General features: G+C 73.5%; 18 protein-coding genes and 1 pseudogene. 8 read left to right on the forward strand and 11 right to left on the reverse strand.

Annotated elements, in window-relative coordinates:
* Nucleotides 1-19: 19 nt before the first annotated feature.
* Entirely contained in the window at nt 20-361 is a 342-nt protein-coding gene (locus ACWCV3_RS10150) for a hypothetical protein (protein WP_451221167.1), read from the reverse strand.
* A 491-nt stretch (nt 362-852) separates the two neighbouring features.
* On the opposite strand from ACWCV3_RS10150, the gene ACWCV3_RS10155 reads away from it, so the two are divergent.
* Nucleotides 853-1,941 (forward strand): lysylphosphatidylglycerol synthase transmembrane domain-containing protein, encoded by a 1,089-nt coding sequence (locus ACWCV3_RS10155; protein ID WP_451221170.1) that lies wholly within the window; start codon nt 853-855, stop codon nt 1,939-1,941.
* Between the two features lie 92 nt (nt 1,942-2,033).
* On the opposite strand, the pseudogene ACWCV3_RS10160 reads toward ACWCV3_RS10155, so the two are convergent.
* Nucleotides 2,034-2,909, reverse strand: a pseudogene (locus tag ACWCV3_RS10160) (universal stress protein).
* Nucleotides 2,910-3,104: 195 nt separating this feature from the next.
* Here ACWCV3_RS10160 and ACWCV3_RS10165 point away from each other — a divergent pair.
* Entirely contained in the window at nt 3,105-3,785 is a 681-nt protein-coding gene (locus ACWCV3_RS10165) for a CBS domain-containing protein (RefSeq protein ID WP_451221173.1), read from the forward strand.
* Here ACWCV3_RS10165 and ACWCV3_RS10170 read toward each other — a convergent pair.
* From ACWCV3_RS10170 to ACWCV3_RS10200, 7 genes are all read right to left on the reverse strand, one after another.
* Nucleotides 3,761-4,045, reverse strand: a complete 285-nt coding sequence (locus ACWCV3_RS10170) for a DUF1876 domain-containing protein (RefSeq protein WP_451221176.1) — start codon at nt 4,043-4,045, stop codon at nt 3,761-3,763. The two genes, ACWCV3_RS10165 and ACWCV3_RS10170, sit on opposite strands and share 25 nt — an antisense overlap.
* 267 nt (nt 4,046-4,312) lie before the next feature.
* The gene (locus ACWCV3_RS10175; RefSeq protein WP_451221179.1) at nt 4,313-4,576 is read right to left on the reverse strand and encodes an acyl carrier protein; all 264 of its coding nucleotides are present in this window, start codon (nt 4,574-4,576) and stop codon (nt 4,313-4,315) included.
* Between the two features lie 5 nt (nt 4,577-4,581).
* Nucleotides 4,582-6,129 carry a dihydrolipoamide acetyltransferase family protein gene (locus tag ACWCV3_RS10180; protein WP_451221182.1) on the reverse strand — a complete coding sequence of 516 codons (1,548 nt, stop codon included), beginning with the start codon at nt 6,127-6,129 and terminating at the stop codon, nt 4,582-4,584.
* Nucleotide 6,130: 1 nt separating this feature from the next.
* Nucleotides 6,131-7,210: an alpha-ketoacid dehydrogenase subunit beta gene (locus ACWCV3_RS10185; RefSeq protein WP_451221185.1), complete on the reverse strand. Its 1,080-nt coding sequence runs from the start codon at nt 7,208-7,210 to the stop codon at nt 6,131-6,133.
* Entirely contained in the window at nt 7,207-8,232 is a 1,026-nt protein-coding gene (gene pdhA / locus ACWCV3_RS10190) for a pyruvate dehydrogenase (acetyl-transferring) E1 component subunit alpha (protein ID WP_451221188.1), read from the reverse strand. Before pdhA ends, ACWCV3_RS10185 begins: the two co-directional genes overlap by 4 nt.
* The gene (acsA, locus tag ACWCV3_RS10195) at nt 8,229-10,061 is read right to left on the reverse strand and encodes an acetate--CoA ligase (protein ID WP_451221190.1); all 1,833 of its coding nucleotides are present in this window, start codon (nt 10,059-10,061) and stop codon (nt 8,229-8,231) included. Before acsA ends, pdhA begins: the two co-directional genes overlap by 4 nt.
* Before the next feature lie 154 nt (nt 10,062-10,215).
* Nucleotides 10,216-12,549: a heavy metal translocating P-type ATPase gene (locus ACWCV3_RS10200; RefSeq protein ID WP_451221193.1), complete on the reverse strand. Its 2,334-nt coding sequence runs from the start codon at nt 12,547-12,549 to the stop codon at nt 10,216-10,218.
* 250 nt (nt 12,550-12,799) lie between these two features.
* Here ACWCV3_RS10200 and ACWCV3_RS10205 point away from each other — a divergent pair, with 250 nt between their 5' ends.
* The 6 genes from ACWCV3_RS10205 to ACWCV3_RS10230 are packed head-to-tail and all read left to right on the forward strand — an operon-like array spanning nt 12,800 to nt 18,420.
* Nucleotides 12,800-13,984 carry a 4Fe-4S dicluster domain-containing protein gene (locus tag ACWCV3_RS10205; RefSeq protein WP_451221195.1) on the forward strand — a complete coding sequence of 395 codons (1,185 nt, stop codon included), beginning with the start codon at nt 12,800-12,802 and terminating at the stop codon, nt 13,982-13,984.
* Nucleotides 13,981-14,799 carry an FAD/NAD(P)-binding protein gene (locus ACWCV3_RS10210; RefSeq protein WP_451221198.1) on the forward strand — a complete coding sequence of 273 codons (819 nt, stop codon included), beginning with the start codon at nt 13,981-13,983 and terminating at the stop codon, nt 14,797-14,799. Before ACWCV3_RS10205 ends, ACWCV3_RS10210 begins: the two co-directional genes overlap by 4 nt.
* Nucleotide 14,800: 1 nt before the next feature.
* On the forward strand, nt 14,801-15,649 hold the full coding sequence (locus ACWCV3_RS10215; RefSeq protein WP_451221201.1) for an NADH-quinone oxidoreductase subunit B family protein: 849 nt from the start codon (nt 14,801-14,803) through the stop codon (nt 15,647-15,649).
* Nucleotides 15,650-15,674: 25 nt separating this feature from the next.
* Nucleotides 15,675-17,021: a Ni/Fe hydrogenase subunit alpha gene (locus ACWCV3_RS10220; protein ID WP_451221204.1), complete on the forward strand. Its 1,347-nt coding sequence runs from the start codon at nt 15,675-15,677 to the stop codon at nt 17,019-17,021.
* The gene (locus tag ACWCV3_RS10225; RefSeq protein ID WP_451221207.1) at nt 17,018-17,497 is read left to right on the forward strand and encodes a hydrogenase maturation protease; all 480 of its coding nucleotides are present in this window, start codon (nt 17,018-17,020) and stop codon (nt 17,495-17,497) included. The genes ACWCV3_RS10220 and ACWCV3_RS10225 overlap by 4 nt, the downstream gene beginning before the upstream one ends.
* 44 nt (nt 17,498-17,541) lie before the next feature.
* Nucleotides 17,542-18,420, forward strand: a complete 879-nt coding sequence (locus ACWCV3_RS10230) for a universal stress protein (protein WP_451221210.1) — start codon at nt 17,542-17,544, stop codon at nt 18,418-18,420.
* Between the two features lie 87 nt (nt 18,421-18,507).
* Here ACWCV3_RS10230 and ACWCV3_RS10235 read toward each other — a convergent pair whose 3' ends face one another.
* Both ACWCV3_RS10235 and ACWCV3_RS10240 read right to left on the reverse strand, forming a co-directional pair.
* The gene (locus ACWCV3_RS10235) at nt 18,508-19,386 is read right to left on the reverse strand and encodes a universal stress protein (RefSeq protein WP_451221213.1); all 879 of its coding nucleotides are present in this window, start codon (nt 19,384-19,386) and stop codon (nt 18,508-18,510) included.
* Nucleotides 19,370-19,657: a DUF1918 domain-containing protein gene (locus ACWCV3_RS10240; protein ID WP_451221216.1), complete on the reverse strand. Its 288-nt coding sequence runs from the start codon at nt 19,655-19,657 to the stop codon at nt 19,370-19,372. The genes ACWCV3_RS10235 and ACWCV3_RS10240 overlap by 17 nt, the downstream gene beginning before the upstream one ends.
* Between the last annotated feature and the right edge of the window lie 175 nt (nt 19,658-19,832).

The raw sequence follows: 19,832 nt of genomic DNA on the forward strand, positions 1-19,832 counted from the left end.
GCCGCGTGGGCGGGACGGGTCAGGCAAGTCGCTGTCCCATCTTCGCTGACCGCCGGTTGTGTGCCTTCGTGTCCCACCACTCCTCCAGATGGGCGTGGACGAGGTGCACGAGCCGGCGCAGCCGGTCGGGAGGGGGCGCGGGTGAGGCAAGGACATCCGCCCAGGACCTGTCCTCCCAGGGGAGGCTGACGGCCCAACGTTCGTCCGGGTGGTCCGGGCGGCGCACCGTCAGCCAGTACCTCAGCGTCGCGCTGCGGTCCGCACCGTGCTCGACCGACATTCTGACGACCTCGAACCGCAGTCCGTCAGCGGTGACGTACGAACGGCTCAGAGCCTGCTCGGCCGGTGTCTGTTCCTCCACGGATATCCGCCCTCTCCCTCGGCCCGCACCCCGGCACCGTGCTCAGCGGCGAGCCGCGCCGGCCGCGGCCGGCCGGTCGACGTCGTAGGACGTCAGGAGGTCGCCGCTCCCGGCCGGGGTACCGATGACGCTGCGGAACCTCTCCACTCGCGGGCACTGATCGAGGCAGGTGGAGCGGCCGCCGCGGCCGCCGGGACTCCCGTGCCCGACGGCGGCGTCGTTTCTTCGATGATTGCACGCGGTCGACCGAACGCGGGTCGGGCCGGCCGGGCGCCGGCCTCCCGGCACCGGGCGGGAGGCATACGCGCCGTCAGTTCGGCCGGTACGGGAGCGAACGGGACGCCTCCGTGATCCACCGGGTGCGTCGGGGAGGAGTCCGGGGGACCGGGCGGGGGTGCCGGGCGGTCGCGGCGAGGCGCGCCGTGGCGGCCCGGGTCGTCGCGTACCTTCGGCATCCGAACCCTCACGCTGCCTGGCGGGAGTGATGGCCGATGTCCGGGCGGCAGGAGCCCGAAGCGACGGGCGGTGCCCGGTGGGCGGAGGGACGTCCCGCGCGGCCAGGCCCCCTGTGGTGGTCGGTGGCCGTGCTCCTCGCGGTCGCCGTGGTCCTCGTCGCGATCCTGCGGCGGCGTGAACTGGCCCAGGCCTACCACCTCATCGTGGGAGTGCAGCCGCTGCCCATGGCGGGCGCCGTGGCGTGCCAGGTCCTGTCGGTCATGTGTTTCGCCGCCCTGTACCGCTGGCTGCTCGCGGCGGGCGGGACCCGCTGGAGCCTGCGGCGCACGACGGCGCTCGTGGTGGCCGCCAACGCCGTGGCGGGGGCCCTGCCCGGAGGGGCGGCGTTCGCGGCCGCCTGGCTCTTCCGGCAGCTGCGCCGCAGGGGCGTGGACCAGGTGGTCGCGGCCGCCGTGCTGGTGGTGGCCGGCGGGCTGGCGGTGCTGGGTCTGGCCGTCCTGCTCGTCGCGGGCGTGGTGGCGGCGGGACCTGCGGGGCTGCGGGCCGTTCTGTTTCCCGCGGCCGCTGCGCTGCTCGTCCTGGGGATCGCCCTGGCCGCGGTCGGAGCGTCCCGCCTGTCGGGCTTCCGTCGCGTGGCGGGACGAGCCTGGACGGGTGCCGGGGCGCGCTCACGCCGTGTCCAGCGAGGCCAGAAGGCACTCGCCCGGCTCGTCGCACGGGCCCGCGGTCTGCAACCCGGCCTGCGGCCCTGGCTTCGACCGTTCGCGCTCGCTCTGCTGAACTGGGTCTTCGACGTCGCTTGTCTGGCTGCCTGCCTGCGGGCGCTCGGCATCGGTGTGCCCTGGCGCGGCCTGCTGCTCGCCTACGTGCTCACCCAGATCTCCGGCAGCCTGCGCCTGACCCCGGGCAGCCTCGGCATCGTGGAGACGAGCCTGTCCGCACTGCTCGTGCTGTACGGTCTCCGGCCCGGCCCGGCGATCGCCGCGACGCTCCTGTACCGCGCCGTCAGCTACTGGGCCCTGCAACCCGTCGGCTGGGCGTGCTGGCTGGCCCTCACCCTCCGCACCGGTAGGCCGGGCTCCCCGCCGCGCTGCCCGGAACGACGCGGCAGCCCCGGTCCGTAGCCACCGGAGAACGGACCGAGGAGCGTGCGCGTCTCACCTGTGCGCGAGTCGCCCGGTGTGCGCGGGGAAGCACACGGTGGCCGGCGGCAGGGTCAGACCGGCTGAGGGACGACGGCGACCGGGCAGTGCGAGTGGTGCAGCAGGGTGTGACCGACCCGGCCGAGCTGCAGACCGAAGTGGCCGCGACGGCGCTGAGCTCCGACGACGATCAGGTCCGCTTCGGCCGATTCCTCGAGGAGGACCCTGTGGGCGGTGCCCTCGACCGCCTTGCGGCGGACGTCGACCCGGGGGTGCTTCCGTGCCGCCCCACGCAGGGCATCTTCGAGGCTGGTCAAGGCGCGCTCCTCACGCAGCCTGGCGGCGTCGTCGGCGATCAGCATGTGGTCCACAGGTTCGTGCGAAGGAATGCGCTACGCCCGTACCGCTGTCAGCGCGCAGCCGCGCACTTCGGCTTCCCGGGCGGCGAACCGTACGGCCTCCGCGTCACCGGGCGCGTCACCCACCCCCACCACCACGCTGCCGTGGGCGCCCCGCAGACCGGCTTTCGCGCCCCGGACGACGACGACCGGGCAGGCGGCCCGGGCCGCGACCGCGAGGCTGACGGATCCCAGCAGCATCCCGGTGATCCCGCCACGCCCACGTGAACCCGTGACCAGGGCGAACGCCTCGGGCGCCGTCCGCAGCAGCGCGGACACGGCGTCCTCCGGCAGCGCCTCGCCGGAGGCCTTGATCTCAGGATCGCGTCGCCGGGCCCGTTCCACGCACGACGCGACGATGTGGTCGGCCATGACCTCCCCGGCCGGCCGGCCGGTACTGAAGGACGGCTGGGCTCCCTCGTACAGCTCCCAGAGGGAGGCGTGCACGAGGCGGAGGGACAGACCGTGCCGCGCAGCCTCGTCCACGGCCCAGTCGACCGCTGCCAGGCTGGAGTCCGATCCGTCGACGCCCACGACCAGGGGGAGTTCCATTGCCTTCACCGCCTTCTCGCCCGGCTGCCGAGGTCCTCCTGTGAACACGGTCGCACTGCCTGCCCGGCCCCGCGACACGCCACCGGATCCCGGGCCGGGGCGGCTCTCCGGCCGGTTTGCGGCCCCGCCGGGTCATGCTGATGCTTGAGGCAGCGGCCGAGCCGGGTTCCCGGCCGCTGCATCGAGGACCGAGACATGCCCGTCACCGCTGTGCACATCGTGAGCGATGTGATGACCACGCCCCCGGTCACCGTCGGGCGCCACGCACCGTTCAAGGAGATCGTGCGGATCATGCACGAGCGGCACGTGAGTGCCGTGCCGGTCGTGAGCGGCCAAGGGCAGGTCGTCGGCATGGTGTCCGAGGCCGACCTGCTGCCCAAGGAGGAGTTCCGGGACCGCCGGCCCGGCCGCCGCGAACGGATCCGGCTGCGGTCCGAGCTGGCCAAGGCGGAAGGCGTGAGAGCGGAGGACGTGATGAGCGCGCCCGCTGTCACGGTGCGCCCCGACGACACCCTGGCCCGGGCAGCGCGCCTCATGGCCGTGCACCACGTCAAACGGCTCCCCGTCGTCGGCGCCGGGGACGGACTGCGCGGCATCGTCAGCCGCGGTGACCTGCTGCGGGTCTTCCTCCGGTCGGACGAGGAGATCGAGGAGGAGGCGCGCCGTACGGTGGTGTCCTACCTGTTTCCCCAGCACGCCCACGCCATTCACGTGTCTGTGCGGGACGGCGTCGTCAGGCTCCGCGGGCCCGTCCACGACACCTCGCTCATCTGGGTCGCCGAACGCCTCCTGAACGGGCTGGAGGGCGTGGTGGGTGTCGAATGCCGACTGCGGGGGGAGGATCGCGGGCTTCAGAGCGGTTGTCCGGTCGTCTGACGGGTGCCGGGCCGTGCGGCGTTGGCCCGGACGTCGCGTTCGGCGGTCTCCAGCAGCTGATGAGCCAGATCGACCAGGGCCCTGCCTGCCGCCAGCTCGTCACCGATCTCCGGCACGTTCGTGTCCGCCGGATGGCAGTGCGCGGTACCGCGCCCGGTGAGCGCCGTGGTGCCGGTGTCGAGCACCAGATGGGCTTTCGTCGTCCCGTCGTCGTCCTCGAAGAGGTCGAGACGTACCTTCCACTCCTCCGTGTGCGACATCGTCGCCTCCTTGCTGTCCGTGTCTCCACGATTCGACGGCGGCCGTTCCCGGTCACAGGGCCGAAGGTCCCGGGCTGTCGGCGACCGGCCCTCAAGACCGGTCCCGCGGCGGTCGCCTCCGGTGTCCGACGGCCAGGGGACAGGGTGGGTGACGCGGCAGCGCGCGGTTGATGAGGCCGAGCGCCGGCCCCGGACGCCCAGGTCGCCGCCGAGCTGCCACGACCGGCGGATCTGCCCGCGGCGGACAAGGCCACGCGTCCAAGGTGGTCACGACCCCTGGCCGGTCCTTTCGACCAGAAAGCGCGTGGTGCCGGACAGCGTGGTCAGCTCCGGGTAGTCGTCCTCGTGGATCTGGACGCCCGCACGCTCGGACAGCAGCTCGACCAGGCTGAGGAAATCGAGCGAATCCAGCTCCAGCACATCGCGGAACCTGTCGCCCGGCTCGACCCGAGTGAAGTCGGCGTCGGGGACGATCTCCGTGATCGACTCCTCGACCAGCGACAGGGCCTCCGTGTCGTTCAGCGGTTTCATCCGGCTCACAGCTCCTCCGGTCTCTGCAGAAGTCGGTCGACAGCCCTGAGATAGCGCGCCCCCACGGCGCCGTCCGTGGCCCGGTGGTCCGCTGCCAGAGTCGCGGTCACCACCGGACGCACTCCGAGCATGCCGCCCTCGGCCCAGGGCCGCTCGACCACCGCGCCGAAGCCCACCAGGGCGACCTGGGGCGGGTGGATCACCCCGAACACGGCCTCCACGCCCTGGTCGCCCAGGCTGGTGACAGTCAGGGTGGCGCCGGTCATCTCGCTTCCGCGCAGCCGCCCTCGGCGGGCCCGTCCTACCAGCTCCTTCAGACGGGCCATGAGAGCGTCGGGCGGCAGCGTGTCGGCATGGTGGATCACCGGGGCGAGCAGTCCGCCCTGCCGGAGTGAGACCGCGAGGCCCAGGCCGATCTCGGGGGCGGGGGAGAATCCGCCGTTCTGCCAGTAGCCGTTGAGCGCGGGCACCTCACGTGCCGCCACGGCGGCGGCTTTGAGCAGCAGGGCCGTCGGCAGGAGACGGTCGGCGGGCGTACGAGCGCGGTTGATCCCGCGGAGCCAGTCCTCGGCGATCGCCAGGTCGATGGTGGTGGACAGGTAGTAGTGCGGGATCTCCCGCTTGGAGCGGCTCATGAGGTCGGCGATGGAACGCCGCATGGCGTCCGTCCGGTCCTCCGGACGCCCGTCTCCCCGTCCGGTTGCGTCCGGACGCTTCCCGCCCGTCAGCGGGCCCCGACCGGTTCGCTCGCGGCTGTTCACTCCGGCCCGGGGGTGCACGGCCGCGCGCACGTCCACGGCCCGTACGGCTCCGCCGTCACCCGTGCCCCGCACCGCCGCCAGGTCGAGGCCGAGGTCCCGGGCGAGCCGCCGTGCGTAGGGGGTGGCCCGCACCCTCGGGGCGAGAGACGGCGGGGCGTGCTCCACGTCGGCGCGTGTGATCCGGCCGCCCCGGCCGGTGCCGCGCAGCGTCGTCAGGTCGACATCGCGCATCACGGCCAGATGCCGTACGAGCGGACCGGCGCCGATCACCGGATCGGCGCCGGCGGACGGCTCAGGGGGCGCGTGTACGTGCTCGCCGGCCGGCTCCTCCCGGGACGCGGTGTGTGCGGGCCGCGGAGTCCGCCCGGGCCTGCGGGCCGTCTTCCTCCGAGCCGCCGGACGCCGGTGCCGTGCGGCCGGCTCCTGGCCGGCCGCCGCGTCCGGGGGCGCCTTGTCCGGGACGGCCTCCCCGGTCGCCTCGTCGGAACCGGCCCGCGCCCTGTCCGCCCCGGCCGTCACCGGGCCGCCGGAGACGTCCGCCCGCACGTCCGGCACGGCCCGGTCCTCGATCAGCGCGAGGGGTGTTCCCACCGGTACCCGGGTCCCCGGCTCGACGAGCAGCCGCCCCACCGTCCCGGACTGGAAGCACTCGACCTCGATGGCCGCCTTGTCGGTCTCCACGACCGCCACGACATCGCCTTTGAGCACCCGGTCCCCGGGACTCACGAGCCACTCCCGCAGCAGCCCTTCGTCCATGTCCGCACCGAGCGAGGGCATGGTGAACGCGGTCATCTCAGCCCGGCCTTCCCGTCACCGGTAGCCGTTCCTCCCCGTCGGTTCCGCCCGGCACCGGTTCGCCCACGGCGCGGTGCGCGGCCGCGACGATCGTGTCGACCCGGGGAAGCGCGGCCTGCTCCAGCCTGCTCGCGTAGGGTACGGGCACCTCGGCGCTGCACACCCGCTCGACGGGGGCGTCGAGGTCGTAGAAGTGCTGTTCCATGAGCCGCGCCGAGATCTCCGCGGCGAGGCTGCCGGAGCGCCAGCCCTCGTCGACGACGACGGCGCGGTGGGTGCGGGCCACCGAGGCGCCCACGGTCGCGTCGTCCAGGAGACGCAGCGTGCGCAGATCGACGACCTCGGCGCTGACACCGCCGCTCGCGAGGTCGTCGGCGGCGGCCAGTGCCTTGGGCAGGGAGCCGCCGTACGTGATCAGCGAGACGTCCGTGCCGGGCCGCCGGACCGCCGCGTGGTCGATGTCGACCGGTCCGGCGCCGGCGGGCAGGTCGCCAGGGACGTTGTACAGGGTGCCGTGCTCGAAGATCAGCACCGGGTCGGGGTCGGCGAGCGCGGGGGCCAGCATGTACCGGGCGTCGGTGAGAGTCGCCGGGGCGAGGACCCGCAGGCCGGGGATGTGCGCGTACCAGCCCTCCAGGCTGTGCGAGTGCTGGGCCGCGAGCTGCCGGCCCGCACCCGTGGTCATGCGGATCACGATCGGCACGGACAGCTGGCCGCCCGACATGTGCAGCAGGGTCGCCGCGTTGTTGAGGATCTGGTCGAGTGCCAGCAGGCTGAAATTGACCGTCATGATCTCGACGATCGGCCGCATGCCCGCCAGGGCGGCACCGATGCCCGCACCGACGAACGCCGACTCCGACAGCGGGGCGTCGCGTATCCGTTCGGGCCCGAACTCCTCCAGCAGGCCGAGGCTGACGCCGAAGCAGCCGCCGTACCGGCCGACGTCCTCGCCCATCAGGAAAACCCGCTCGTCGCCGCGCAGCGCCTCGCGGATGGCCTCACGCATGGCCTCCCGGTAGGTCGTCCTCCCGTCGGAGGGCGCGGCGGCCCGGGCGGTACGCGTGTGCGTCGTGGTCATGGCCGGGTCACCGCCACCGGGCTGGTGACGTACTTCGGCAGATCCTCGACGGACTCCTCCGGAGCCTGCTCGGCCGCTTCCACGGCCGCGTCGATCTCGGCGGCCAGACGGTCCTCCAAGGCGGTGCGGGCCGCGTCGGACAGCTCCTTCGCATCGCGCAGCCGCCGGGCGAGCCCCTCCACCGGGTCACGCTCCTTCCAGTGCTCGATCTCGGCCTTGTCGCGGTAGCGGTCGGAGTCGTACATGGAGTGGGCGCGGAACCGGTACGTGCGCATCTCCAGGAAGTGCGGCCCGGTTCCGGCACGTACCCCTTCGGCGGCCCGCCGGGCGGCCTCCTCGACGGCGAGGACGTCCATGCCGTCGACGGCCCAGGAGACCATGCCGTACGCGGCGGCGCGCAGCGCGAGGTCGCTCTGGGCCTGATGGCGGGCCAGCGCCGTGCCCATCGCGTACAGGTTGTTCTCGCAGACCAGCAGCAGGGGCAGCCGCCAGAGCGCGGCGAGGTTGGCGGTCTCGTGGAACTCGCCCTCGGCGAAGGCGCCGTCGCCGAAGAAGCAGCAGGTGACGCGGTCGCGTCCGGTCATGCGGTCGGCGAGGGCGAGGCCGGCCGCGAGGGGGAGCCCGCCGCCGACGATCGCGTTGCCGCCGTAGAAACGGCGGCCGGCGTCGAAGAGGTGCATCGAGCCGCCGCGGCCTCGGCTGCAGCCGGTGACCTTGCCGAACATCTCCGCCATGATCGCCTCGGCCGGGACGCCGCGGGCGAGCGCGTGCCCGTGATCGCGGTACGTCGACACGACCGCGTCGTCGTCCGTGAGAGCCTCCTCGACGCCGACGGCCACGGCTTCCTCGCCGATGTAGAGATGCATGAAGCCCCGGATGCGTGCCGCGCTGTACAGCTCCACACAGCGTTCCTCGAACCGGCGGACGCGCAGCATGGATTCCAGCAGGGCCAGGCGGTGTGCGGCCCGGCGGTCCGGCCGGGCGGCGGGCCGTGGTGCGCGGGGGCTGCGTGTGGTGGTCATGCGGGCTGCTCCGTCCTCACCGCGGAGGCGGCCCGGGAAGCGGGCTCCTCCAGGGTGGAGATGTCACCCTCGGGCAGCCCGAGTTCCCGTGTCCGCAGCAGGCGGCGCATGACCTTGCCGCTGCGGGTGTGCGGCAGGTGCTGGTCGAAGGCGATCTCGCGGGGCGCCACGGCCGGGCCCAGCCGGCGCCTGGCGAAGGCCAGCAGATCCCGCCGGGTCGCGCTGCTCGCTTCGAAGCCGGGCCGCAGCGTGACGAACGCCTTGACGATGTTCCCCGCCACGGGGTCGGGCCGGCCGATGACCCCGGACTCGGCCACCGCCGGATGCTCCATCAGCGCGCTCTCGACCTCGAACGGCCCGATGAGGTGCCCTGCCGACTTGATGACGTCGTCGGCGCGCCCGACGAACCAGTACCAGCCGTCGGTGTCGCGCCGCACGACGTCGCCGGTGAGGTACCAGCCGTCCGCGAAGGCCGCCGCACTGCGGGGTTCGTCGTGCAGGTAGCCGCGGAACATGGACGGCCAGCCGGGCCGGAGCGCCAGTTCCCCCTCCACGCCGGGCTCCTCCAGGACGGTGACGTGCCCGTCGGCGACCTCGGCCCGGCCCTCCTCTCCGCGCCTCAGCACCGCCGCCTCCACACCGGGCAGCGGCCGCCCCATCGAGCCCGGCCGGATGTCGCAGCCGGCGAAGTTGGCGATCATGATGGCGCCGGTCTCGGTCTGCCACCAGTTGTCGTGCACCGGCAGGCCGAGCACGTCCCGACCCCACACCACCGCCTCCGGATTGAGCGGCTCGCCGACCGAGGCGATGAACCGCAGCGCACTCAGGTCGAAGGAACGCGGCAGGTCGTACGGGCCCGTCCTCGGCGTCGTCCGCATCAGCATGCGCAGAGCTGTCGGCGCCGTGTACCAGACGCTCACCCGCTGTCCGGCGAGGATCCGGTACCAGCGGCGGGCGTCGTAGTCGCCCTCGTCCACCACGACGGTCACGCCGTGCATGAGGGGGGCGAGGATTCCGTAGGACATGCCGGTGACCCAGCCCGGGTCCGCGGTGCACCAGAACACGTCGTCCTCGTGGAGGTCGAGGGCGTACCGCGCGGTCGTGTAGTGGGCGACGGCCGCCTCGTGGACGTGCACCGCGCCCTTGGGGACGCCGGTCGTGCCGCTCGTGAAGTGCAGCAGGGCCATGTCGTGGGGTGAGGTCGGGGGGATCGTGAAGGTGTCGGCCGCGCCGGCCATCAGCGCGGTGAGGGACAGCGTGCCGGGCAGGCCGTCCGCACCCTCGCCGACGATCAGCACGTGGCGCAGGGCGGCGAGTGCGTCGCGCCGCCCGGCGACCTTCTTCCGGTACAGGTCCGCCGTGGTGACCAGCACCTGTGCGTCCCCCAGCGTCATCCGCTGGAACACCGGGTCGGGTCCGAAGGCGGAGAACAGAGGGCACAGGACACTGGTGTTCTTCAGCGTGCCGAGGACCACGGTGCAGAGCTCCGGGCAGCGCCCCAGCAGCGTCACCACCCGGTCGCCGTAACCGATCCCGAGGCCGCGGAGCACGTTGGCGAACCGTGCCGTCGAGCGGGCCAGCTCCCCGTAGGTCACCGTGGTGACGGAGTCGTCCCGCCCGACACAGCGCAGCGCGACCGCCGTGGCCCGGTCCGATGCCGCGTGCCGGTCCACCGCCTCGTGCGCGATGTTCAGTCCCCGTCCGTCGGGCAGCCCCTGCATCCTGCGGCGGGCCTCCTGCCACGAGAAGCCCGCGCACTCCTCGTCGTAGTCACGCAGATGCGGGGCGACGCGCAGCGGGGTGTCCTTCCGGATCGTCTCCCACGGCATGCGGCTCCTCCTTCCTCCGGGTCCTTTCCAACCATCCGCCCGGCTCGTCCTGTCCGCATGGGTCGAAGGGCCCCCGTCCCCGGCCGGACGGCTCGGATCCGCCTCGTCCTTCCCGCCTGCCGGGACGGAGCGAGGAGGCTGACGATGCCCTCGCTCAGGGAGCCAGGGAGAAGTAGTTCTCCTCCTCCTGGGTGAAGTGCAGGCGCAGCACCGTGTTCAGGCCGTACAGACAGGAGCGCAGGTCGTCGAGTTGCTCGGGGGAGAGACCGCCGCCTGCGCGGGCGAGTTGCAGATGGGTGGCGATGCGGCGGGAGAGACGTCCTATCTCGATGTGGGCACGGCTCATGGTGGCGGTGACCTCCGGTCCGCCGAGCGTCCGGGCGAGGGCCGGGTACAGCTCGTGCTCCTCGGCGTACTCGTGCGGGAGGAGCCGTTCGACGAGCAGCCGGTGGGTGTCCTCGACGGCCTCCAGAGCCTGGGGGCCGGGGGAGTCGGAGAGCTGGTCGGCGGTGACGCGGACGGATTCGAGGACGTCCTGAAGGCCTTCGTGCTCGGCGGCGAAACGGTGGATGAGGTCCTCCGTGGCGGGAGCGAGGGCCGGCCGCGTGGCCTGGCCGACTCGCAGGGCGCGCAGGGCGTTGAGGATGACGGCCACGTCGATGCCCTCCTGGAGCAGCGCGCCGGCGGCCGGCGGGAGCAGGCCGGCCGCGGCCGCGGCCATCGCCCCCAGGGACATCAGCATGCCGCCGAGGGCGCTCTGGACGGCGATGCGCCGCGCGCGCTGGGCGATGGCGACGGCGTCGGCGAGGCGGTCGACACGATCGGTGGTCAGGATGATGTCCGCGGCTTCGGAGGAGGCGGTCGAGCCACGTGCGCCCATGGCGACGCCGATGTCCGCGGCGGCGAGGGCGGGCGCGTCGTTGACACCGTCGCCCACCATCACCGTGACCGCGTGCTCGCTCTCGGCCCGTACGGCGGCGACCTTGTCGGCGGGGGACATCTCGGCCCGCACGTCGTCCAGACCGAGGACGGCGGCGACTTCGCGGGCGGGTGCGGCACGGTCCCCGGTGAGCATCAGCAGCCGCGTGAAGCCCGCCGCCCGCAGGTGGCGCAGCGTGCGCGGTGCGTCGGGGCGCAGCGGGTCGCGCAGCAGGACGGCACCGGCCAGGTGTCCGTCGAGGGTGAGCCAGGCGACGGCCGCGCCGTCGAGGAGGGCGCGCCTGTCGACCGCCCGGGCCCAGGCCGGCCGGTCCGCGCCGTCGGGGATACGGCCGATGGCGAGCCGGTGCCCGTCGGCGATGCCGGTGGCCCCCCTGCCCGGTTCCTCGGTGACGTCGCCGGGGGTCGACAGGTGGAGCCCGCGGTCCCGGGCGGCTTCGACGACGGCCTGGGCCAGCACATGGGGCGAGTACTGGTCGACGGAGGCCGCCAGACGCAGGACCTCCGCGGGTCTGACGCCGGGGGCGGCGGTGACGTCGACGACACGGGGTCGGCCGCGGGTGAGGGTGCCGGTCTTGTCGAGCAGGACGGTACGGGCGCGGCCCAGGTTCTCCAGGGCGCCGCCGTCGCTGATGACCACGCCGATGCGGGAAGCACGGGAGAGGCCGGAGACGATGGCGACCGGCGCGGCCAGCAGCAGCGGGCACGGCGTGGCGACCACCAGTACGGCGACCGCTCGTACGGCCGACCCGCTGATCAGCCACGCCAGTCCCGCCACCGCCAGGGACAGCGGCAGGAACCAGGCCGCGTACCGGTCCGCCAGCCGCAGGACCGGCGCTGACCCGGCACCGGCCTGCCGGGCCAGCCGCACGATCCCGGCGTACGTGCTGTCCTGCTCCGTGGCCGTGGCCCGCATCTCGAAGGCGCTTCCGGCGTTGACCACGCCGCTGCGTACGGGTTCCCCGCCTGCCCGCTCGACCTGCAGGGGCTCACCGGTCAGCACCGACTCGTCGAGGACCGCGGCGGCGCTCTCCACACGGCCGTCGACCGGAACCACCTCACCGGGGCCGACGACGAGCAGGTCACCGGCGGCGACCTCCGCCAGCGGCACCACGGCCACCCCGCCGCGCGTACGGCGGCGTGCGGAGCGCGGCGCGTGTTCCAGCAGCGTGCGCAGGTCGTGCGAGGCGCGTCGCCGGGCCGCGGCCTCCAGGGTGCGGCCGGTGGCCAGCATCAGCGCGATCAGGGCACCGGCCAGGTACTGGTGCACGGCCAGGGTGCCGCCGAGCGCGAGAACGGCGATGAGGTCCACACCTGCGCGGCGCCGTCTCAGCGCGGCCAGCACCCATCCCACCGCGGGGACGAGGGCGAACAGGGTGCCCAGTCCCCAGAAGAGATCGGCCAGGTCACCGGCGTCCATGAGCCAGGCGATGCCACCGGCGACCAGGGCCGCCGCGGTCACGGCCAGCAGGACGGGTTCGAGCCGCGGCGGCGCACCGGCCGTGATCGTGCGACGCGGTCGTGCCGTGGCGGAGGGGCGGTCGTTCATGGGATACCTGGGTGCCGGGTGCGATGACTCTCGGGTCGGTCCGTCTCCATGACACCGCCGCACCACCCGTGCACGCCAGGGGACGTTCGTCCCTGTTCCTGGGCCGACCGCCGACTGCGGGACCAATGGGCCCCGCGTCGTGTCCAGGTGGCTCTGCCGACGCGGCGGCACAGCGGAAATGCTGGGATCGTAGGTCTGAGGGGAAGGGCGGGGTTCCGCACGCCGTCCGCTGCGCCGAAGGAGGTCGGTCATGGGCACCGACGCCGATGTGCACGCCACCCGGCCGCCCGCGTCCGGCGAACTCGTCATGGGCAAGGACGGCATGACCGCGCTCGTGGACACGCTGATCCGCCGCGGCTTCACCGTGGTCGGACCCACCGCGCGGGACGGTGCCATCGTGCTCGCGGAACTGCGGTCGGCCGAGGAGTTGCCGTACGGATGGGGTGTGGAGCTGGAAGCCGGGCGGTACCGGCTGCGGGAGCGGCCGGACGGCGCGGCCTTCGCGAACGCGGCGGGTCCCCAGTCGTGGAAGTCCTTCCTGCACCCGGCACGGGTGCGGGAGTGGAGCGCCGACCAGGTGGACGGCGATCTGCTCATCACCGCCGACCGGCCCACGCCGCCCCGGTACGCGTTCCTCGGTGTGCGCCCCTGCGATCTGCGGGCCGTCGCCGTCCAGGACCGTGTGCTGACCGGTGGGGCGTACCGCGATCCCGGCTACGAGGGGAGGCGTTCCGGGGCACTGCTGATCGTGGTCGAGTGCACGGAGCCCGGCGCCACCTGCTTCTGCGTCTCCATGGGCACCGGACCCGCTGCCGGCCCCGGCTACGACCTGGTGATGACCGAAGTGGTCGACGAGGACGGCCACCGCTTCTGGGTACGCAGCGGCAGCGGGGAGGGCGCGGCGATCCTGGCCGAACTGCCCGGCCGCCCGGCCGACCCTGACACCCGGGGGACGGCTCGCGCGGGCGTCACGGCCGCCGCGGACCGCATGGGCCGGACCATGCCCGAAGCCGACCTGCGGGAGCTGATGGCCGGAACACTCGACGCCCCCCGCTGGGACGACGTCGCAGGGCGGTGCCTGACCTGTGGCAACTGCACCATGGTGTGCCCCACCTGCTTCTGCACCACCACCGAGGACGTCACCGACCTCACCGGCGACCACGCCGAGCGATGGCGGCTGTGGGACTCCTGCTTCGACCTGGACTTCTCCCAGCTGCACGGCGGCCCCGTCCGCGCCTCCGCACGAAGCCGCTACCGCCAGTGGCTGACCCACAAACTCGGCACCTGGTACGACCAGTTCGGCTCGTCCGGCTGCGTGGGCTGCGGACGCTGCATCGTGTGGTGCCCGGTCGGCATCGACATCACCGAGGAAGCGGCCGCCCTGCACGACTGGACCCAGTCGGCGGAGCCGGCATCGGCGCCGGAGCCGCCATGAGCACCGTCACACCCCCGCTCCCGTACCGGGTCGCCGACGTCAGGGACGAGACCGGCGACACCCGGTCGATCGAGCTCGTGCCGGCCGGACGGGAACTCCCGCCTTTCGCACCAGGGCAGTTCGCGATGATCTACGCGTTCGGGGTCGGTGAGGTGCCCATCTCCGCCAGCGCCCTGCAGGGCCGCCACGGAGGGCTCGTACACACCGTGCGAGCGGTGGGTGCTGTTTCCGCCGCCCTCTGCCGGCTGCGCCCGGGTGAGAGCGTCGGACTCAGCGGGCCGTACGGCACCGGCTGGGACCTCGAAGCGGCGGTCGGCCGCGATGTCCTGGTCGTCGCCGGCGGCATCGGTCTGGCACCGTTGCGGCCCGTCGTCCACGCCGTCCTTGACCGGCAGCAGGCGTACGGCCCGCTCACGGTCCTCGTCGGCACCCGTAGCCCCGCCGATCTGCTCTACCGCGACGAGGTCGAGAGCTGGCGCGCCCGGGCCCGGGCGGAGGTGACCGTCGACCGGCCCGCCCCTGGCTGGGAGGGCGCCGTGGGCGTGGTCACCACGCTGCTGAACCGCCTCGAACTGCGGCCGGAACGGACCTGCGCACTGATGTGCGGGCCCGAGGTGATGATGCGTCACACCGCCCGCGACCTCGTGGCGCGGGACCTCGCGCCGCACCGCATCCAGGTGTCCCTGGAACGCAACATGCGGTGCGCCACCGGCCACTGCGGCCACTGCCAGCTCGGCCCGCTCCTGCTGTGCCGCGACGGGCCCGTCGTCGGCTACGACCGTGCGGAACGCCCGCTGCTCGTGAGGGAGTTGTGACATGGCCACCGACCTCGGTCCGGTCATCCGCACGCGGCCCAGGCTCGCCGTGTGGAAGTTCGCCTCCTGCGACGGTTGCCAGCTGACTCTGCTGGACTGCGAGGACGAACTCCTCGGCCTCACCGAGCGCGTACGGATCGACCACTTCCTGGAGATGACCCCGGCCGAGGGCGCCCACGGGGAACGCGCGCGGCCGGAGGGCAGGGGACCGTACGACCTCTCCCTGGTCGAAGGGTCGGTCACCACCGCCGAGGACGCCGAGCGGATCCAGCACGTCCGCCGCGTCTCCCGGTACCTGGTGACCATCGGGGCCTGCGCCACCGCGGGCGGCATCCAGGCACTGCGCAACTTCGCCGAAGTCGACGACTTCCTCGCCGCCGTCTACGCCCGGCCGGAGTACATCGCCACCCTGGAGACCTCGACGCCGGTCTCGGCCCACGTGCCGGTCGACTTCGAACTTCGCGGGTGCCCGATCGACAGTCGCCAGCTCCTCGAAGTCATCAACGCCTACCTGGCCCGTCGCAAACCCCAGATCTCCGACCAGAGCGTCTGCTTCGAGTGCAAGAGGCGCGGCACCACCTGCGTCACCGTGGCCCACGGCACCCCCTGTCTCGGCCCGGTCACACACGCCGGCTGCGGTGCCCTCTGCCCCGCCTACGGACGAGGCTGCTACGGCTGCTTCGGACCGTCGAGCAAGCCCGATCTGCGCTCCATGATCGCCCAGTTGCGTCACGACGGGATGAGCGACCGGGACATCCAGCGTGTCTTCCGCACCTTCCACGCCGCGTCGCCGGAATATGCCCCCGTACCCGACCTCACGGCCGAGGAGCGACAAGGCCCTCCGGCCTGACGGACCCCCGCCCGGAAAGGCTCGCATGAACCATCGCGGAACCCGCGTCCTGCGGCTGGACGCGCTGGCCAGGGTGGAAGGCGAGGCCGCCCTCCACCTGCGCGTCGAGGGTGACACGGTCGCCGAGACGCGGCTGCGCATCTACGAACCCCCCCGCTTCTTCGAGGCCTTCCTGACCGGCCGGGGCCACACCGAACCTCCCGACATCACCGCCCGCATCTGCGGCATCTGCCCGGTCGCCTACCAGATGACCGCCTGCCAGGCGATCGAGAACGCCTGCGGCGTCACCGTCGACGGCCCCCTCGCGCCGCTGCGCCGCCTGCTGTACTGCGGCGAGTGGATCGAGAGCCATACCCTGCACATCTACCTCCTGCACGCCCCGGACTTCCTGGGGCGTGCCGACGTCGTGGACCTCGCCCGCGACCAACGAGCCGCCGTGGAGCGCGGGCTGAGGCTCAAGCAGGCCGGCAACGCGATCGTCCAGCAGCTCGGCGGCCGCCCCATCCACCCGGTCAACGTCCGGCTCGGCGGCTTCTACCGGACGCCTGCGCCGGACGAGCTGCGCCCTCTGGCCGAACGGCTGCGGCAGGCCCGGGACGACGCCCTGGAGACCGTTCGGTGGGTGGCGGCCTTCGAGTTCCCCGACGCGGTGTGCGACCACGACCTGTTCGCGCTGCGAGACCCGGGCCGGTACGCCGTCGACACCGGAACACCCGCCGTCATGGCCGCCGGCGACGGCGGCCGGGCGCCGCGCCCCGTCCCCCTCCCGGAGTTCGAGCGGCACGTCCGGGAAGGACAGGTGCCCCACTCCACCGCCCTGACGGCCACGCTCGACGGCCGCCGCCATCTCACCGGTCCGCTGGCCCGCTACGCGATCAGTGGCCGGTGGCTGCATCCCGTGGCCGCCGAGGCGTCGCGGGATGCCGGTCTCGGCGATCCCTCGGCGGGTGCCGTCTGCGACAACCCCTTCCGCAGCATCGTCGTACGGGCCGTCGAGGTGGTGCAGGCCGTGGAGGAGGCTCTGCGGATCATCGACGGGTACGAACGACCTCCCCGGCCGGCCGTCGAGGTCCCGCCGCGCCGGGGCGTGGGCGTCGGGGCCACCGAGGCGCCCAGGGGCCTGCTGTACCACCGCTACGCCCTCACGGAGGACGGCACGCTCACCGAGGCCCGCATCGTCCCGCCCACGGCGCAGAACCAGACGGCCATCGAGGAGGACGTGCGCAGAGCCGTCCAGGCTCGCCTCGACGGGCCCGGTCCTGCCGCCGACGACGACGAACTGACCCGTCTGTGCGAACGGGCCATCCGCAACCATGACCCCTGCATCTCCTGTGCCGCGCACTTCCTCGACGTCACCGTGGAACGCGCGTGAGCGGGCGGGTCGTGGTGATCGGCGTGGGCAACCCCTTCCGGGGCGACGACGGGATCGGCCCGGCAGCCGTGGAGGCCTTGCGGGGGCGGGTTCCCGAGGGAACCGTCCTGGCCGTCAGCGACGGTGAACCCGCCCGGATGGTCGACCTGTGGCGCGGTGCCGACACGGTGGTCGTGGTGGAAGCGCTCCGCGCACGGCCGAGCCGGCCGGGAGAGCTGCACACCCTCACCGCGGCGGAAGCGGCCGCCCGGACAGCGGGTGCGGCGAGTACGCACGCGCTCGGCCTCGGGGAGTGCCTCGCCCTGGCGGAGGCCCTCGACCAGCTGCCGCCGAGCCTGGTGGTGCACGCCATGGAGGTGGCCGACGTCGAACTCGGCGCGCGCCTGAGCGAGGCGGTACGGGCGGCGCTCCCGGAACTGGCCGACCGGGTCGCCGCCTCCGTGCGGCAGGCGTACGGGCCGGATGACGGGCGGTAGCGGGACCTCAGGTACCCCGGCACCCGGGAAAGGCGGTGGGGACGATGACACTCCCTCTGGTGGTGGGCGTCGACGGATCGGAGGTGTCTCTGGCGGCGGTCGACTGGGCCGTGGACGAGGCCGTGCGCCACGGTGCTCAGATGAGGCTCGTGTACGCCTCCCTGTGGGAGCGCTACGAGGCGGGCCCTCCTCCGGTGGGCCCGGGGCGCTCCTCCGAGCGGCTGCCGGCCGAGCACGTCGTCGCCTCGGCGGCCGATCGCGCCGTACGGCGCAACCCGGATGTCGAGGTCACCACCGCCGTCCTCCCGGAGGAGCCGGTCACCGCCCTCGTTCACGAGGGCGGCCAAGCGTCCGCGCTGGTGACGGGTTCGCGTGGCCGGGGCGAGGTGAAGGGACTGCTTCTCGGGTCGGTCGGTCTGGCCGTGTCGGCTCGGGCGCACTGCCCGGTGATCGTCGTCCGGGGTGATCCGGCTGGGCTCGCCGGCACGCGTGCGCGGATCCTGCTGGGCGTCGGCGACGCCGACGACACGAGTACCGAGGCCGTGCGGTTCGCGTTCCGGGAGGCCGAGGTGCGCGGCTGTGTCCTCGACGTGGTCCATGCCTGGCGCAGGCCCGCCTTCGACAGGCACGGCAACCGGACACGCGCCGAAGGGCCGGCGGACCCGTACGACGGGAGTGCCCCAGCGGTCGTGGACGCCCGGCTCAGGGCCGCGATCGCCGAGCGCCCACATGTCCGGACGCGCCCGGCGACGCCGGAGGGACCGGCCGCCAGGGTCCTCGTGGACCGGTCGGCCGCCGCCGACCTGGTGATCGTCGGGGCCCGGCGCCGGACGGGCGCCTTGGGTCTGCGGCTCGGCCGCGTGAGCCACGCACTCCTGCACCATGCCCGGTGTCCGGTCGCGATCGTGCCCGAACGGCGGTGACGTCGGCCGGCTCGCCGCCGTCCAGCCAGGTGGCGCCCGACGGGGGCAGCCCTGCGTGAGCGAGCGGGTTCCCCTCGTACCCCGGGTTCACTCGCGGGTCGGTACGGCGATGACGGGGCAGCGGGCGTGGTTCAGCACGCCCTGGCTGACCGAGCCCAGCAGCATGCCGGTGAACCCGCCGCGGCCCCGGGTCCCCACCACCAGGCCCAACGCGTGCGCCGAGGCGTCGGTGAGCACCTGGACGGGGTGCCCGGCGAGCACCTCGTGGTGCAGGTCCACCTCGGGAAAGCGGTCCTTGCGTCCCGCCACGATCTCCGAGAGGAGCCGCCGGCACTCCTGCTGCGGCTGGTGCCCCTCGAAGACCCTCAGCGGCCCGGGCTCCAGGACGAGCAGAGCCCGCAGCCGGGCGCCGCGCAGGGCCGCCTCCTCGAACGCCACGTCGACCACGGCGGCGGAGTGCTCACCGCCGTCCACGCCTACGACGAAGAACGCCGGCTCCTCGGTGACATGTTCCGGCTCGGGGACGACCACCAGGGGACAGTGCGTACGGGCCATCACCGGCAGGGCGACCGACGCGGAGCCGAACACCTCCTGCTTCCGGCTCAGGTGCCGCGATCCCAGTACGACGGCGGTGGCGTCGCGGCTCTGCTCGCGCAGCACCCACACCGGGTCGCCCTCCGCGAGCAGCGCGTCGACCTCGAGCCGCGGGTGCCGGGCCGAGACGAAGTCCACGGCCTGCCCCAGCACCTGCCGGCCCGTCTCGTGCAGAGCCTCGTTCCACTCCTCCCAGGACGGCGGGACTTCCCGCCCCCGGTAGCCCCGCGTGGGCACGCCCTCCACGTGGACCGCGCGCAACGGCAGCCGTCTGCGCACGGCCTCGTCCGCCGCCCAGGCCAGAGCCATCCGGTGGACGGGATCCGGATCGACACCCACCACGATCGGCCGTCCATCACCGGGCCCGGACATGCCCGCCTCCGCTCGCCAGGTGCCGGACACACGCATCGGAGCCCGGGGAGTACGGGGCCACCCGTCCGCCCTCGGCCCATCGCACGTCGTAGGGCGGGCTCCCGTGGTGATGGTGGAGTCCGACGATCCCGCCGTGCCGTGCGACGGCCCCGGCCGTGGTCCCGCTCGCCACGATCTCGTCGCCCGTTCGGGCGCGCACCCAGGCGCCCGCGACCCCTGGGCCTGCGTACGTGACGGCCTGCGTCCTCCTCGCTGGTGCCGGAGCGGACATCGCCCTACCTCCTTGTGCGCGGTGGCGCGGAAGAATGCCGCCGCCACTTCCATGGAAGGCGCGGGCGGCGCCTGGCTGCCAGGGGCCATTGGTCCCCACCGGAGGCCTGCCGACCCCTGCGCCCCGGCACGGTCCGGCCGTCGTCTTCGACGAGCCGGTGAGGCGCGGGGCGCAG

Source organism: Streptomyces sp. NPDC001781, from assembly GCF_053596035.1.